This is a genomic window from Flavobacterium ammonificans (assembly GCF_020886115.1).
In the GTDB taxonomy this organism is placed as follows: Bacteria; Bacteroidota; Bacteroidia; order Flavobacteriales; family Flavobacteriaceae; genus Flavobacterium; species Flavobacterium ammonificans.
Genome location: NZ_AP025185.1, coordinates 1,240,214 through 1,256,535, shown reverse-complemented (window position 1 = coordinate 1,256,535; position 16,322 = coordinate 1,240,214). Strand labels below are relative to the sequence as shown.

The 16,322-nt window shown below is 35.3% G+C and carries 13 protein-coding genes; 1 reads left to right on the top strand and 12 read right to left on the bottom strand.

Annotated features, from left to right (window positions below; all coding sequences use genetic code 11):
• Position 1: 1 nt before the first annotated feature.
• From LPC20_RS05405 to LPC20_RS05350, 12 genes are all read right to left on the bottom strand, one after another.
• A complete protein-coding gene (locus LPC20_RS05405; protein WP_229323249.1) occupies positions 2–1,072 on the bottom strand; it encodes a DegT/DnrJ/EryC1/StrS family aminotransferase in 1,071 nt (356 codons plus the stop codon).
• On the bottom strand, positions 1,072–2,160 hold the full coding sequence (locus LPC20_RS05400) for a DegT/DnrJ/EryC1/StrS family aminotransferase (protein ID WP_229323247.1): 1,089 nt from the start codon (positions 2,158–2,160) through the stop codon (positions 1,072–1,074). Before LPC20_RS05400 ends, LPC20_RS05405 begins: the two co-directional genes overlap by 1 nt.
• A gap of 3 nt (positions 2,161–2,163) precedes the next feature.
• Positions 2,164–3,186: a polysaccharide biosynthesis protein gene (locus LPC20_RS05395; RefSeq protein WP_229323245.1), complete on the bottom strand. Its 1,023-nt coding sequence runs from the start codon at positions 3,184–3,186 to the stop codon at positions 2,164–2,166.
• Between the two features lie 3 nt (positions 3,187–3,189).
• The gene (locus tag LPC20_RS05390; protein WP_229323243.1) at positions 3,190–4,464 is read right to left on the bottom strand and encodes a nucleotide sugar dehydrogenase; all 1,275 of its coding nucleotides are present in this window, start codon (positions 4,462–4,464) and stop codon (positions 3,190–3,192) included.
• A gap of 7 nt (positions 4,465–4,471) precedes the next feature.
• Positions 4,472–5,437, bottom strand: a complete 966-nt coding sequence (locus LPC20_RS05385; protein WP_229323240.1) for an SDR family oxidoreductase — start codon at positions 5,435–5,437, stop codon at positions 4,472–4,474.
• A complete protein-coding gene (locus tag LPC20_RS05380) occupies positions 5,437–6,489 on the bottom strand; it encodes a Wzz/FepE/Etk N-terminal domain-containing protein (RefSeq protein WP_229323238.1) in 1,053 nt (350 codons plus the stop codon). The genes LPC20_RS05385 and LPC20_RS05380 overlap by 1 nt, the downstream gene beginning before the upstream one ends.
• 659 nt (positions 6,490–7,148) lie before the next feature.
• Positions 7,149–7,460: a helix-turn-helix domain-containing protein gene (locus LPC20_RS05375; protein ID WP_229323236.1), complete on the bottom strand. Its 312-nt coding sequence runs from the start codon at positions 7,458–7,460 to the stop codon at positions 7,149–7,151.
• Positions 7,457–7,813 (bottom strand): type II toxin-antitoxin system RelE/ParE family toxin, encoded by a 357-nt coding sequence (locus tag LPC20_RS05370; RefSeq protein WP_229323234.1) that lies wholly within the window; start codon positions 7,811–7,813, stop codon positions 7,457–7,459. The genes LPC20_RS05375 and LPC20_RS05370 overlap by 4 nt, the downstream gene beginning before the upstream one ends.
• Positions 7,814–8,182: 369 nt before the next feature.
• A complete protein-coding gene (locus LPC20_RS05365; RefSeq protein WP_269807773.1) occupies positions 8,183–9,508 on the bottom strand; it encodes a nucleotide sugar dehydrogenase in 1,326 nt (441 codons plus the stop codon).
• A gap of 602 nt (positions 9,509–10,110) precedes the next feature.
• Positions 10,111–12,576 carry an SLBB domain-containing protein gene (locus tag LPC20_RS05360; RefSeq protein WP_229323232.1) on the bottom strand — a complete coding sequence of 822 codons (2,466 nt, stop codon included), beginning with the start codon at positions 12,574–12,576 and terminating at the stop codon, positions 10,111–10,113.
• 64 nt (positions 12,577–12,640) lie between these two features.
• Positions 12,641–13,642: a mannose-1-phosphate guanylyltransferase gene (locus tag LPC20_RS05355; RefSeq protein WP_229323230.1), complete on the bottom strand. Its 1,002-nt coding sequence runs from the start codon at positions 13,640–13,642 to the stop codon at positions 12,641–12,643.
• 131 nt (positions 13,643–13,773) lie between these two features.
• On the bottom strand, positions 13,774–14,205 hold the full coding sequence (locus LPC20_RS05350) for an adenylyltransferase/cytidyltransferase family protein (RefSeq protein ID WP_229323228.1): 432 nt from the start codon (positions 14,203–14,205) through the stop codon (positions 13,774–13,776).
• 1,541 nt (positions 14,206–15,746) lie between these two features.
• Here LPC20_RS05350 and LPC20_RS05345 point away from each other — a divergent pair.
• Positions 15,747–16,145: an endonuclease domain-containing protein gene (locus LPC20_RS05345; RefSeq protein WP_229323225.1), complete on the top strand. Its 399-nt coding sequence runs from the start codon at positions 15,747–15,749 to the stop codon at positions 16,143–16,145.
• Positions 16,146–16,322 lie beyond the last annotated feature (177 nt).

The following is a 16,322-nucleotide window of genomic DNA, read 5'->3' as shown; positions in this document are numbered from 1 at the left end:
ATTAATGTCTTTTATTGTTAAACCACCACCCACAAGGAATAGCTACAAATTGTTTTTTAAATTTATTTACTCCTTTTAAATTTACTTTATTATTGAAAACAGAATAAATATTATTATTGATGTGTACTCCTGTTGCAAAATAACCTATCGATTTAAAATAAGCTATTGTTTCGTTACTGCTTTTTGAAAGCGTACCAAAAACCCAATAATTAGGCTGGGTATTACTTTCTATCTCTAATGGTTTAATGTCAGTACTATTTTGTAACTCTTTTTGCCATTTGATAGCATTCTGCTGCTGTTGTTTTAATAATTGGTTAATATCTAACATTTGCTTCGTACCAATAAACGAATTTACTTCGCTCATTAGTCCTCCATAGCCTTCTAATTGTATATCGCACTCTGGGTTGATTTCTCCATCAGCCGTTCTAAAATTAGTTCTATCAATACCGTAATCTCTAATTAATACAGCCTTATCATATAACGCTTTATCCTTAAATGCTATAGCACCTCCTTCAATGGTATTCGGCAATCTAACGGTTTGAAAAGAAAAAATGGTTACATCTGTCCCTAGATTTCCTACTCTCTTGCCTTTATATTCAGAACCAAAAGCTTCAATGCCATCATCAATAATAGGAATACCGTATTTTTTACCTAAATTATTAATGGCATCAATATCTCCAACATACCCACAGAAATGATTATGAAAGATGGCTTTTGTATTATCAGTTATTTTAGCTTCAACATCTTCAGGGCATAATGTTCCTGTAGCAGGATTAATATCAGCCCAAATCACTTTTAACCCTTTGGTTGCAAATGGTTGGTTTGATGCTAAACAACTTACCGGGCTGGCAATTATCTCATCGCCAAATTGCAACCCTAAAGTGGATGAAACCACCTGCATAGCTGTGTTATAAGAATTAATTGTTAATATGTATTCACAACCAATAAATTCTTTTAATTGTGATTCAAATTGCTTACCATACTTTCCATAACTTAATTGACCAGAATATAAAATTTCATTCAATTCAGGCAATAAATTTTCAGACATATAAGGTTTGTAAATAGGTATCATTACCAGCCTTGTTTTATCAATTCAACCATTTTATCGCAATCTTCTTCTGTAACCCACCATCCACAAGGGATGTGAACCAATTTAGAATAAAACTTATCTAAATTTGGCATTTCTGATGGATAATCATTTAAATAGGTGTGCCAATCGTTTCGCTTGTGAATTTCAGAAGCCATAAAACCATTGTCTGTCATCATTTTAATGAAATCTTCTCTTCTGTCCACCTTTAAAGTGTATAGCCAATATGATGATTCTGTATTTGGGTAATGAATAACTGTTTCAACTCCTGGTATCCCATTTAACTCAACATCTAAATATTTACCTATAGTGATATATTTTTGTAAAATATTTTGAATATTTTCCAGCTGTACTAAACCAATTGCAGCATTGACATTATTCATGTGGTATTTATATCCTTGAAACTGAATATCATTGTCTAATCTACTTAGCTTTTTATCTAAACCAAACCATCTGATTAACTTCGCTTTTTCATATAATTCTTTATCTTGAATTTGCAATGCTCCTCCGTCAACAGTTGTCAAATGTTTAATGGCTTGAAAGGAAAATACAGTAAAAGGAAAATGATTACCTGATTTTTTTCCATTATAAGTTGTCCCTAAGGCATGTGCTGCGTCCTCAATAACTGGAATACTATACTTTTTTGAAATTTCTTGAATGTTTTTTACATCTACAGATGTTCCTGCATAATCAACAACAATTATAGCTTTTGTCTTTGAATTAATTGCATTTTTAATAGCTTTTGGCGAAATATTACCTGTTTCATAATCAACATCTGCCCATCTCACTTTTGCACCTACCATTTTGATAGCAACATTCGTAGGTTCAGCGGTCATAGCTGTACTAATTACTTCATCCCCTTCTTTTACACCAGCTAAAATCAAAGCAATATGCAAAGCTGCTGTCCCAGAATTTAACGACAAGGTATGACCACTACCAATAAATTCTTCGAACTTTCTTTCAAAATTTTCTACAACATCACCCTGAGCTATATAACCGCTATATAATACCTCTTCTAATTTTGGCATTAATATATCTCGAGGTGGAATATATGTTTTGATTAATGGTAACATAAATTAATTAGTATAGTTTTTCAATTCCTCTTGAACATAATCTAAAGTCAATAACAACTTTTTTAATTCCTCTTTTGTTAGTCGATTTGTATTATGCGAATTGTATTCATCATTAACTAACTTGGGGCCATCCATTTGCAAATACTTCGTGTAATTTAAATCCCTAAAATCTGCGGGAACTCTATAAAATCTTCCTAAATCTTCTGCCTTAGACATTTCTTCTTTCGAGCATAGGGTTTCATATAATTTTTCAGCGTGTCGCTCCCCAATAATATTAATTTCATTTTTGGCATTGAATAATTCTTGTAAAGCTTCTGCTAAAACCTGAATAGTAGCTCCTGGTGATTTCTGTACAAAAATATCTCCTGGATTTCCATTTTGAAAAGCATACATAACCAATTCAACCGAATCATCTAATGACATCATAAATCGTGTCATTTCTGGATTTGTTATAGTCAGTGGTTTCCCTTCTTTAATTTGTTTGATAAATAAAGGAATTATTGAACCTCTTGAAGCCATTACGTTTCCGTAACGAGTAGCAGTATATACGGCATTTACATTTTGAACTCTAGGGTCTCGAGCCTTTGAAACCGCTAATTTTTCCATCATCGCTTTAGAAATACCCATAGCATTAATTGGATAAACTGCTTTATCTGTACTCAATACTACCACACGTTTAACGTTATTTCTTGCTGCTGCTTCTAAAACATTTTCAGCACCTGTAATGTTAGTATGTACTGCTTGCATTGGAAAAAATTCACAAGATGGCACTTGTTTTAATGCTGCTGCATGGAAAACGTAGTCAACTCCTGACATTGCATTATTGATACTATCAAAATCTCTAACATCACCAATCACGAAATTAAGCTTATCGTTTTTGTATTCAATACGCATATCTTCCTGCTTTTTTTCGTCTCTACTGAAGATACGGATTTCTTTCAGTTCTGAATTTAAAAATCCTTTAAGCATAGCATTACCGAAAGAACCTGTACCTCCCGTAATTAATAAAATTTTATTTTTAAACATATTTTATAATTTTCCGTCAGTTTCAACTTTTAACACACCCTTAATATCGTACAACACACTTTGTTTATTTTGAACCAAAGATAAATTTAAATCTAAAAACACTTTATGTGCCACTCCCAAGACTACTGCATCAAATTTTTCAATGGGCATCGAATTAGTAGTTTCTAGTTTATATTCTTGTTGTACCTCTTTCGGGTTAGCCCAAGGGTCATAAGTGGTAACATTTATACCGTACTCTTTTAAAGCCGCTATCACATCAACAATTTTTGTATTTCTAACGTCTGGGCAATTTTCTTTGAAAGTAATCCCTAACATTAACAAAGAAGCACCATTTACCGTAATCCCTTTTTTAATCATCAACTTTACCACCTGAGAAGCCACATACTCTCCCATACTATCGTTTAAACGACGCCCTGCTAAAATAATTTCGGGATGATAGCCCAATTCTTGTGCTTTTTGTGCTAAATAGTAGGGGTCTACACCAATACAATGTCCACCAACCAAACCTGGTTTAAAGGGTAAGAAATTCCATTTAGTACCTGCTGCTTCTAACACGGCATGCGTATCAATATTCATTAAATTAAATATCTTCGCTAACTCATTTACAAAAGCAATGTTAATATCTCTTTGAGAGTTCTCAATCACTTTGGCAGCCTCAGCTACTTTGATACTCGGTGCTAAATGAGTCCCTGCCGTAATGACAGATTGATATAATTCATCAACTTTTTTCCCTATTTCAGGAGTAGAACCCGAGGTTACTTTTAATATTTTTTCTACTGTATGCTCTTTATCGCCAGGATTGATACGTTCTGGAGAGTAGCCAGCAAAAAAATCAACATTGAATTGTAATCCGGAAACTTTTTCTAAAACGGGAATACATTCTTCCTCGGTTGCGCCAGGAAATACAGTAGATTCATATATGACAATATCCCCTTTTTTTAATACTTTACCAACTGTCTCACTTGCCTTATGCAAAGGCGTTAAATCAGGACGATTGTTTTTATCTACAGGAGTAGGAACCGTTACTATATAATAAGTACAATCTTTAATAGCTGCTAAATCATAGGAACAAAAAAGTCCTGTATCTTCATTGTTAGTAGCCTTCAAAACAGCTTGCAAAATTTGGTCTTCGACTTCTAATGTTCCATCATGTCCATTTCGGAGCTCTTCTATTCGAGTTTGATTGATATCAAAACCCACTACATTGTATTTAGTTGCAAATAAACGTGCAAGAGGTAAACCAACGTAGCCTAATCCTATAACTGCTATTTTTTTCATTTATCTATTACTTTAAATTATGAAAGTACCAAGAAACCGCTTCTTTAATGCCTTGTTCAATAGAAAATTGAGGTTTATACCCTAAATTATTTTTTGCTTTTTCGATACTTGCTAATGAATGGGGAATATCTCCTGCTCTGTTGGGACCATGAAGTACTTCTACCTCTCCAATTTTAGGATCAAACTGTGCTAAATTTTCTTTTAGTAGCTGTACTAATTGTGTTAGCGTTGTCCTATCTCCAAAAGCTGTATTGTATACCGTATTTACTGCTTGTGGATTCTCTGTTAGCATTGCCAATTCATTCATTTGGATCACATTATCAATATAAGTAAAATCTCTTGAATAATTACCATCTCCGTTAATTATAGGACTTTCATAGTTCATGAATTGTTTAACAAATAAGGGTATCACTGCAGCATAAGCTCCATTTGGATCTTGTTTTCTTCCAAAAACATTGAAATAACGTAAACCTATCGTTTGAATACCATACGTTTTACTAAATATTTCAGCATACAATTCGTTGACATATTTGGTGATAGCATATGGAGAAAGTGGTTTTCCTATTACATCTTCGACTTTAGGCAAACCTTGAGAGTCACCATAAGTCGATGAACTAGCTGCATATATAAAACGTTTTACTTTTGCATCTCGTGCAGCGGTCAACATATTCAAAAAACCAGTCACATTCACTTCGTTAGTTGTGTTAGGGTCTTTAATGGATCGAGGAACAGACCCTAAAGCAGCTTGATGTAATACAAAATCAACCCTTTGAACAGCTTTTTGGCAATCTTCAATGTTCCTAATATCACCTTCAATTAAAGTAAAATTTGGATTATTGATAACAGCTTTCAAATTATGTGAATGTCCAGTTGCAAAATTATCCAAACAAATAACTTGATGCCCTTTTTCAATAAAATAATCACAAAGATTGGAACCTATAAAACCTGCTCCTCCAGTTATTAGAATTCTCATTACTTTAAATTATTTAATATTCTTTTTATTATCAGAGCTAGAATTACTAAAAATCCAGTTAAAATACCTCCCAATACAATTCCTTTGGCTTTGCCGAATCTTTCTTTAGGCAAAGGTAAAATAGGTCGGTCAATGACTTGAATTAATGGTGTTTCTTTTCGCAGGGTTACCTTCGCTAATTCTACTTGTTTTATCAATTCAGTTAATATAGCCGTATTGGCTTGTACATCGACTTGGCGTTTGGCAGATGGTGCCCGGTTTACATTCAAAGCAGGATTCAACATAAAGGTGTTATCATTCGCTACTGCTACACCAGTAATCGCACCGTTCAATTCTGCACGAATAGAATCCGTTTGGTGTTGTAAAATTGCCATATTCATTCGGGCTTTCTTGCTTTTGGTATTCACATAAAAGTCAGAGACTTGCTTGGCTAAGGTTTCTGAGAACGCTTTAGCAAACGCCTCATTCTCTGATTTGACATCAATACTAATAATCGATATTTTTTTATCTTTCTGGGCTACTGTCAAACTAGTCTTGGACAAGTCTTCATACATCTTACCCATAATACTATCGTGTTCACGGGTAAAGTACTTTCTTTTGGTCAAAGGAGGAAATTGGATGGCTTTCAATTTCGATTTTTCATTCCATTTGTCTCTCCATTCCTGCGTACGAATATACATTTCGGCTAAGGAAATGGTATCGGTTCCTGCTTGTACGGGTTGCATTAAAGTTTGTTCTACCATCGAACGAGACTTGAATAATTCGGTCAAGTTGGCTCCAGAAAAAGCTCCTCCACCACTGCCACCACCTAAATCCAATCCTAAAGAACTAGCCAGTCCTAAAGCACCACTCATTCCTCCACCTTTTTCATCTTCTAAAGCAAAGGATAAGGTAGCCGTGTAAATCGGTTTCTTAAAAATGGAGTAGGTCAATCCTGTAGCTGCTCCTATTACTCCAGCTAAAACAATGATCTTCCATTGTGATAACAAATAAGAATACCATTCTTTGGCTTTTTCGAGTAGTTCTTTGAGGGTGATTTCGTCGTTTTCCATATAGTGTTGTCAGTTTTCTGTTATCGGTTTTCTGTCATTGCTAACAGTGTGAAGCAATCTGTCATTGCGAACGTAGTGAAGCAATCTGTCATTGCGAACGCAGTGAAGCAATCTCTATTGGTTCTTTGTTCAACATTCGTTGTTCTAATGTTCTTTGTTAAAATTTTGTCCCGAAGCGTCGGGATTCAATACGGAATGTTGAATGATGAATGTTTTAATTCGTACTTCTACTATCGTACTTCGACCCGAGGCGAAGCCGAACGGAGCGAAGCTAAAATTAATTAACCATATAAGGCATATAAGTAAATATAAGAAAGTCGTTTCGCTCTATTTAAGAACATTTAAGTAGTTATTCCTGAACACTTCCAGCTGAATACTGAATACTTTATTTATTTAACATCACGAATTGACACATATCATACTTCGTATTTCGTAAATCATAAATCGTAAATTTAAAACCATATAAGTCATATAAGTTAATTTAAGAAATTCGCTTCGCTCTATTTAGGAACATTTAAGTAGTTTTTCTGAACACTTACAGCTGAATACTGAACACTTTTATTAATTTGTATTCACACATTGTTACATTTCTAAATTGATACATTTCTAAATCGTAGCTCGTCCCGAAGCGTCGGGATCTAATATCGTAAATAGTTATCCTAGCCTACGCTAATATTTAAATTAGGCAATTCAATCTGCAATTTAACAGTTGCCTTTAATGCTGTAAAAACGCGCAATAAGGTATCCATGGTAACATTACTAGCATTATTTTCAATCCTAGATATCTGAGCTTTCTGAACTCCAATTAACTTTCCAAGTTGTTCTTGGGTTAAATTTCTTTCTTTTCGAGTTTGCTTGATTGCCTTGCCAATTAAGTCCATCTGAAGTTCATACTCAAAAATGTCACGCGATAGAGTACCTATCTTACCGATAAGTTCATCTTGTACTTGATCTAAGGTATATGTTTTCATTTTTTCTTATTTACTACTTTTTGTTCTTCAAAATAATAAAGCTTCAATTGAATGGCCTTCTGGATTTCTTTGTCTGGGACTTTACTTTGTTTTTTTATGAACCCATGTGTCGCAATTACTACTGTTTCTGTTGTTGCTGTTTTATCCCAAAAAGCAAGTAGTCGATACTGTAATCCTTGATACAAAGTTCTAAACTCCCAAATATCATTAGATAATTTCTTAAATAAATCAGAATTGGTTTCATTTTGTGCACGACGAATATTGTACAGCACTTTTTCGTAATGCTTTCGTTCCAATTGCTTCAAAAATTCAAATGCGTCTTCTAAAAAAAGGATTTCAAATTGGGGCTTCATCTTTTTTTATTATTGGGAACAAATATAATTTAAGTTTCGTTAAATAGAAACTTTTAATTGTAAAAGTTATCACAAATTGTGATAAGCTATTTACACGAATTGTTACATTTTCAAATTATTCAATTGCTTCTTTTTAGTGAGACTTTGAGCTGTCATCCTGAGCTTGCCGAAGGACTTTGTGAGCTTTGTGGTTAAATTTAAACCATATAAGTCATATAAGGTCGTATAAGAAAGTCGCTTCGCTCTATTTAATAACATTTAAGTAGTACTCCCTGAACACTTACAGCTGAATACTGAACACTTTATTTAATTTGTAACATGAATTGGTACATTCCTAAATCGTACTTCGTAAATCTAATATCTTACATCCTACAATCTCCAATAATTTTGATAATCGCTTTTGTTCAACACGCCCTTGATATCAAAAAGATAGACCGGTCCGTTGGACAAGGCTTCGAAATCTTTGGGTTGCATGTTGCGATAGGCTTGATGCCCTACGGCTAAGACAATACTGTCGTATTTGCCTTCGGGAGCTGCTTTTAATTGAATGTTGTATTCGTGTGCCAATTCGGCTGGACTGCCAAAAGGGTCAACCACATCAACGGTAATTGAATAGTCTTCTAATTCTTTGATTAAATCCACTACTTTTGAGTTGCGAATGTCCGACACCTCTTCTTTGAAGGTGATGCCCATCACCAAGACTCGCGATTTTCCTGGATTTTTATCTTGTTCAATCAAGGATTGTACAATGCGTTTGGCTATAAACGACGGAATGAAATCATTCACTCGTCGGCCTGCCGCAATCACTTGTGGCTCAATGCCGATCATTTTGGCTTTGTGCATCAAATAAAACGGATCTACACTAATGCAGTGTCCACCTACCAAACCGGGTTGGTATTGATGAAAATTCCACTTGGTTCCTGCCGCAGCAAGCACCGCCTGGGTATCAATGCCCATTTTATCAAAAATAATCGCCAATTCGTTCATTAACGAAATATTAATATCGCGTTGCGTATTTTCAATCACCTTGGCTGCTTCGGCCACTTTGATGGATTCGGCGCGATGCAAACCTGCTTTGATGATACTGCCGTAAACGCCAGCAATCAATTCTAAGGCTTCAGCATCATTACCCGATACTATTTTAAGTATGTTGGTTAAAGTTCTCACCTTATCGCCAGGAACAATGCGTTCTGGACTATAACCGTATTTAAAATCTTTTCCGCCTTGCAATCTAGAAACTGATTCTAAAATAGGCAAACAATCGTCTTCTGTACATCCTGGATACACCGTCGATTCATAAACCACCACATCCCCTTTTTTCAAGGCCGAAGCCACACTTTTAGAAGCTCCTAAAAGCGGATTCAAATTCGGTACTTTATTAGAATCAATATCCGTAGGTACGCCGATGATATGAAAATGCGCCTGTTGTAAATCGGCAACATTCGATGTAAATGTGATATCGCAACCTTCAAAAGCAGTACTCTCCAATTCCTTAGAAGGATCAATCCCTTGTTGCATCAAGGCAATACGCTCTTGATTGATATCAAATCCAATGACCTTAAACTGCTTCGCTAACTCTAAGGCCAAAGGCAAGCCCACATAACCTAATCCGGTTACGGAAATGCATTTTTCTTTGTCAATAAAAGGTTGGAGACTGTAGGTCATCTTTGTTGTCAGTTGTTGGTTGTCTGTCATTGCGAACGCAGTGAAGCAATCTTTAATTTACCACGAAGGCTCTAGGGCGCCAAGTTTTTATTTGTTATTCGTTGTCGGTTGACTGAGGCACTCGAAGTCAACATTTATTGTACTTTATTTATTGTTCAATATTCGTTATTCTAATGTTGAATATTCAACATGGAATTTTGAATTTTGAATGTTTTAATTCGTAAATCGTAGGTCATAAATCTTAAATTATTACACACCCCTAGCCCCTATAACTCTAGTTTTTATTGATTTTTTGGAATCGTTGAATCTTCGATTTCAAGAGGGGAACGTGTAGATTTACTTACACGAATTGTTACATTTTCAAATTATTCAATTGCTACATTTTTAGTGAGACATTGGGTCTTCTTTGTGAGCTTCGTGGTTAAATTTAAACCATATAAGTCATTTAAGGTCGTATAAGACAGTCGCTTCGCAAAATTAAAGTGCAGTTAAATAGAACATACTGAACACTTACAGCTGAATACTGAACACTTTTTTTAAATTAACATCAGGAATTGTTACATTTTTAAATTGATACATTTCAAAAACGACCCGAGGCGAAGCCGAACGGAGCGAAACTAAAATCGTATATCTTATTTAAACGCATTTAAAATTAACAACGACAAACTCGTAATCACACTACCAATACTTACCCATTCGCCAGTTGACATTTTCTTAGTCAATGGTTTTTCAGGAACTACGATTTGAGAACCAGCGGTTACTTTTGGATAGGATTTGAAAAACAAGAACGAACCCGTTACAGCCGCTTGTCCGTTGGGATAAATCACATACGCCTTTCTTTTCCAAGCTTTAGCATCGGTTCCACCTACAGAATTCAAATAATAATTCAAACTTCTACCATTGTTATATGGGATTTCAGAAGTCAACAATACGCTTCCGGTTACTTTTACACTTTCGCTATACTCCACTACTTCAATCTCATCGCCGGGCATTAAAGTAATATTCGTACGGTTGTTTGGATTACGTTCAATTTTGTTCCAATCTACTGGAATAGTAGCGTATTTTAGCTCTTCTTTTAGTTTTTTAAGTGCAGAATTTTTCACCGTGTCTTTTTTAGCTAAAGTTTCGTCCACTACATTTTTATCAACATCAAAATTGACATTTTCTAATTCTTCAATTTGCTTCGCTTTGATAGGACGCTTGATTTTCATTCCTTTATTGTTCGCCAAAGGAGTTAAACCACCGGCGCGCTGAATTACAGAATACAATTTTTCTTTTTTGTTAGCCAGTACGTATTTTCCAGGATAATGCACCGCTCCGGTTATCGTAACCATTTCTGGTTTCTCGTACACGGCCATTCTACGAATGTTCACCACATCAAAAGGAGCCAAAACAAAGTTCTCGGCTTGCTCGTTATTGCCAGGAGTAATTTCGATATTAAACAATTCGGCACGAGCCGAACTGGTTTGATCAATCTCTTCTGACTTGATCATACGGGCTACTTCCACTCTTTTGGAAGCTGAACCAATTAATCCTCCTGCTTGCACCAATAAATCATTTAAAGTCAAGGCAGGATTGTAGTCGTATTCTCCTGGTTTTTTAATTTCGCCATCAATAGTCACTTTGAACTCTTCTTTGAAATCCAAAATAGAAAAAACAGTTATAATATCTTCTTTTTTCAAGAGAATATTAGCTTGTACATCACCCGCTAACGCTTTGCCCAAATTCACAGCCACCGCTTCTTTAGTAAAATCCGATTTCAAACGGACAATAGTAGCACGAGCTGTATAAGCGTCTTCTTTCAAACCATCAGCTTTAGCCACTAAATCAGCAATTCGCATGCCTTCGTAAAACGAATAGGTATTAGGTCTGAACACTGCACCTTCAATTTTGATACGATTCTCGAATCGGTTTAGGATTTTAGTTACCGTAAATACATCCCCTGAACGAGGTTTGTACAATTTATATTCGGTCGCTTTGACGTCTTTTACTTTGAATTCTTTATCCGTTTTTTGCAGTACATTCACCGAAGCCGTGAAAGCAAATTCATTGAATCCGGAAGCAAAAGTCAACAAGTCTTGAAAACTCTCGCCTGACTTCATTTCAAAAATTCCAGGTCGTTTCACTTCCCCTTCTAAAGTAACTCTTTGGTTGTAGGCTGGAATACGAATGACATCATTGTCTTTCAATCCAATATTATCCGATTGGTTTCCATTCACCAAAAAACGATATAGATCGATGGTGCGGTATACTTTGTTGTTGCGAATCAACTCGATGTTACGGTAACTGCCGTTTTTGGCTGGACCGCCTCCTAAAAATAAGGCATTATACACTGTTGCTAAAGAGGAAACCGAATAATTACCCGGTTGTTTACTACCAATTAAAGTCACTTTTATGGTGCGAATGCGACTCAAACTGATTCCTACTTGCGATTGTCCGGAACGCACCGTACTGTAGACGCGCGCGATTGCATTTTTAATTTTTACAGTAGCTGCTTCAATAGTCATTCCTGAAACCGCAATTTGTCCTACATACTGAATGTTGACTTTTCCTTCTAGAGAAACGGGGACAGCATCACTAAATTCTTGAATGCCATACACGCTAATTTGCAATTCATCGCCTGGGCCAAGAACGTAATTCACGGGAGTAGCCAATTTTAAATTCGGCTCAAAATTCAAAGTCGGATTATCAAACAATTCCGATCCAAAAACCAGGGCGTTCAAACTATCCTTTACTTTTTTATTGATAATCTTTTCTTGTTTTCTAGCGTATTCGTCTTCAGAAAGGGTGTCGTTATCAAAAGAATAGGATGGTTTTTTAAGTTTGGGTTTAGCATTGGTACTTTTCATTCCCAAACGTGCTTTTAACTTGGCAAACTCATTGGCGGGCATTCCTTTTGCCAAAGCCGCTTGTTCTGCTTGTTCAATAGTGACCTTGTTGGTTTCTAATTGTGTACGGATTTTAGCCACATCCGCATCAGATAAATAATCCACTTTCAAAGTACTTAAATCTTGTGCTTTCAATAAATCTTGAGCTGAAGATTCTGTACTTTGCAATACAGCAGCAAATAAAAAAGCGATAAAGAGTAATTTTTTCATAATTCAAATTAGTATTTCGTAAATCGTCCCGAATTGTCGGGATCGTAAATCGTAAGTTATTTTTTTAATTCAATAAGTCCGAGCCCTGTCGTTCCAACTCATTGTAGATGTATTTCACATCCTGTGATTGTTCTTTTTGCAAAATCAAATTGGCATCAGGAGTACTCACAAAAATGGTGTTACGCATTCCAATAAAGGTGGAAAAAACATCCGTTCCAATGATCATATTGCCGAACGTATCAACCGGATGACCTTGAGCTAGCAAATAATCATAAACCGATTCGAATGAACCCAAGTCCGACCAAGCAAATTGCGAAGCCACTACTTTTATTTTTTTAGAACGTTCCATCACCGCATAATCAATACTGATAGACGGAATGGCCATTGACAAATCGTAATCCAATTTTCCTTCTAGATTCGCTTCCCAAGCTTGTTGTGCTTTGGCATAGACTTCCGGTTCAAAAGCTTTCAATTCGTTCAATAACACCCCTGCTTTAAAACAAAACATCCCACTATTCCATAAAAAATTGCCTCTGGAGATAAAATCAATGGCGGTAGCTTTATTGGGTTTTTCTCGAAAGGCAAGTACGGTATCGCCACGATATTGAATGTACCCATATCCTGTTTCGGGCTTGGTCGGCACAATACCAAAAGTAACGATTGAATTTTCTTTTGCTTTGGCAATAGCATCTGTAATGGCGCTCTCGTAAGCTTCGGTATCGTCAATAATATGATCAGAAGGGGTTACAATTAAAATGTCTTCAGGCTGAGCGGCAAAGGCAGCAAAAGCGATTGCTGCAGCGGTATTTCTGGGCGTAGCCTCAACAATATCAATGTAGGGAGTTTGAGTTTTATCCAAGACTCTGCGACTCAAATGACAATTATCGACATTTCCCACCACCATCACTTGGTCCACCAAATGACTATTGCGAGCCACAGTCATTTCAAACAAAGACTTACCATCAAACAATTCCAAATATTGTTTGGGTTGGCTTTTACGAGAGAGCGGCCACAATCGGCTACCTACTCCCCCAGTAAGAATAACATGTATAATGGATTGACTCATGTGTTTTTTTAATTTTTCAGTATTCGTTTTTTACATAAAACTGAAAAGATACTATTTTAGGTAGTAATATAGATTGCTTCACTAGGTTCGCAATGACTGACAACTAACAACCGAAAACAGACAACTGATAACTACTTCTTAACCTGTTTATCCGCTACTTCCTGACGCAAACTGCTGCTTGAAAAACGGTGTTCGCGAATGTTAAAACACAATTCGATGCCTTTTTCTTCGCAATAGGTGCGACCGGTGAAATTTTTATGTTGGTATTCGTCTCCAATGATGCGCACATCAATCTTGAAAGCACGTAAAATATCTTCTAAATCCTGCTCGGTAGCATAGGGTACAATTTCATCTACAAACTTGCAGCCTTTTAATTGAATATAGCGCTCCACCACAGATTGCACTGGGCGGTTTTTTTCTGGGCGATCAATGGTAGGGTCCGTTTGCAAGCCACAGATCAAATAATCACATTGTCTTTTAGCTTCTTCTAACATGGTGATGTGCCCCGCATGTAGCAAATCAAAGGCACTGAAAGTAATTCCAACTCTATGTTTAGCACTCATAATTTGAATCTAATTTAAAATAAACAATTGTTAATTTCAGTTCACGGCTTCGCCATTTCCAGTCACAAGTGGTGCTGGAAAATTGGCGTATTTTAGAACCTGGCAAAAGTAATAAAAATAAACGAATGGTAGGATGCGTTTGAAGCAATCAACCCCTATTTTATTATCAACAATACCTTACAAAGTCCTAAAATACTAATAATCAATTTAAAAACACTATCAAATCAAACGAATTAGTTTGAAATATCACTAAATTTAGTGAGAGAGGATATACGATGGACGGTATAGTAATCAGTGTTCAGAAATAAGTGTTCAGGGCTTACTACATGAATGATCTACAATAGAGTGAAGCGACTTTCTTAAATGACTTATATGACTTATATGGTTCAAATTTGTTTGACCACAAAGAGCACTAAGTCCTTCGGCAAGCTCAGGATAATAGCACTAAGGTTCACAAAGTGTATATTCTAAATGTTTAAATTAACTTATCTGAACTTGAATTGAGCGAAGCGACTTTCTTAAATGACTTATATGACTTATATGGTTTAAATTTGTTTGACCACAAAGAGCACTAAGTCCTTCGGCAAGCTCAGGATAATAGCACTAAGGTTCACAAAGTGAATATTCTTAATGTTTTAATTAACTTATATGAACTTGAATTGAGCGAAGCGACTTTCTTATATTTTCTTATATGACATATATGGTTCAAATATATTTAACCACAAAGAGCACAAAGTCCTGCGGCAAGCTCAGGATAATAGCACTAAGGTTCACAAAGTGAATATTCTTAATGTTTTAATTAACTTATCTGAACTTGAATTGAGCGAAGCGACTTTCTTAAATGACTTATATGACTAATATGGTTTCAAATTTATTTAACCACAAAGAGCTCAAAGTCCTTCGCGAAGCTCAGGATAATAGCACTAAGGTTCACAAAGTGAATATTCTTAATGTTTTAATTAACTTATCTGAACTTGAATTGAGCGAAGCGACTTTCTTATATTTTCTTATATGACTTATATGGTTTCAAATTTATTTAACCACAAAGATCTCAAAGCCCTTCACGAAGCTCAGGATAATAGCACAAAGTCTCACAAAATATAGTAATTCAATAATTTGAAAATGTAACAATTCGCATAAATAGCACTATACCATTCCCCTCTTGAAATCGAAGATTCAACGATTCCAAAAAATCAATAAAAACGAGAGTTATAGGGGCTAGGGGTGTGTAATTTATATAAACCATAATAATATTGGATATATCATCAATAAATACAAAATATATTTTCACACTAAACTATTCCCCTCTTGAGAGGGGCTAGGGGTGTGTGACTTTTAAAATCTATAATAATAATGGATATATCATCAATAAATACAAAATATCTTTTTACACTAAACGTTCCCCTCTTGAGAGGGGCTAGGGGTGTGTAATTTTGTAAAACAATTATGGCATTAGAAATAGAATTAATTATACGTTTCGAATTAATGAATGTGTAATTATTAAATTATAATTACATTTATAATCCCAAATCCCATCCCAAATGACAAAACGAAAAATCATCCCCTACAACCCAAAGCTAACTCAATTAGCTAAAAAACTCCGAAACGAATCAACTGAAACAGAAATCTACCTTTGGTTGAAACTAAAAGGAAAACAAATGTACGGTTATGACTTTCACAGACAAAAACCTATTGACAATTACATTTTAGATTTTTTCTGTTACGATTTAATGTTAGGTATTGAAGTAGATGGTTATTCACACGAAATTCTAGAAGTGCATAACAAAGACATAGTCAAAGAAAAAAGAATGAACGAATTAGGAATAACTATTTTACGTTTCAGTGACTTTGAAGTTTTGAGGGATATGGAAAATGTAATTCGTGCTATTGAATTCTATATTTTAGAATTTGAGAAGACGAATACATCTTTAGAAGAGTGAAAGTAAGTAGTAGAACAAAAAACACACCCCTAACCCCTCTCAAGAGGGGAATAATTCCGAATGAATAATGATGTTTAAAATAAAAAAACAACTAGTCACAAATTGTTACTAGTTCAAGAAACAAAATCGGAAAAAATACTTTAAATGGAAAAACACACCCCTAACCCCTCTCCAAAG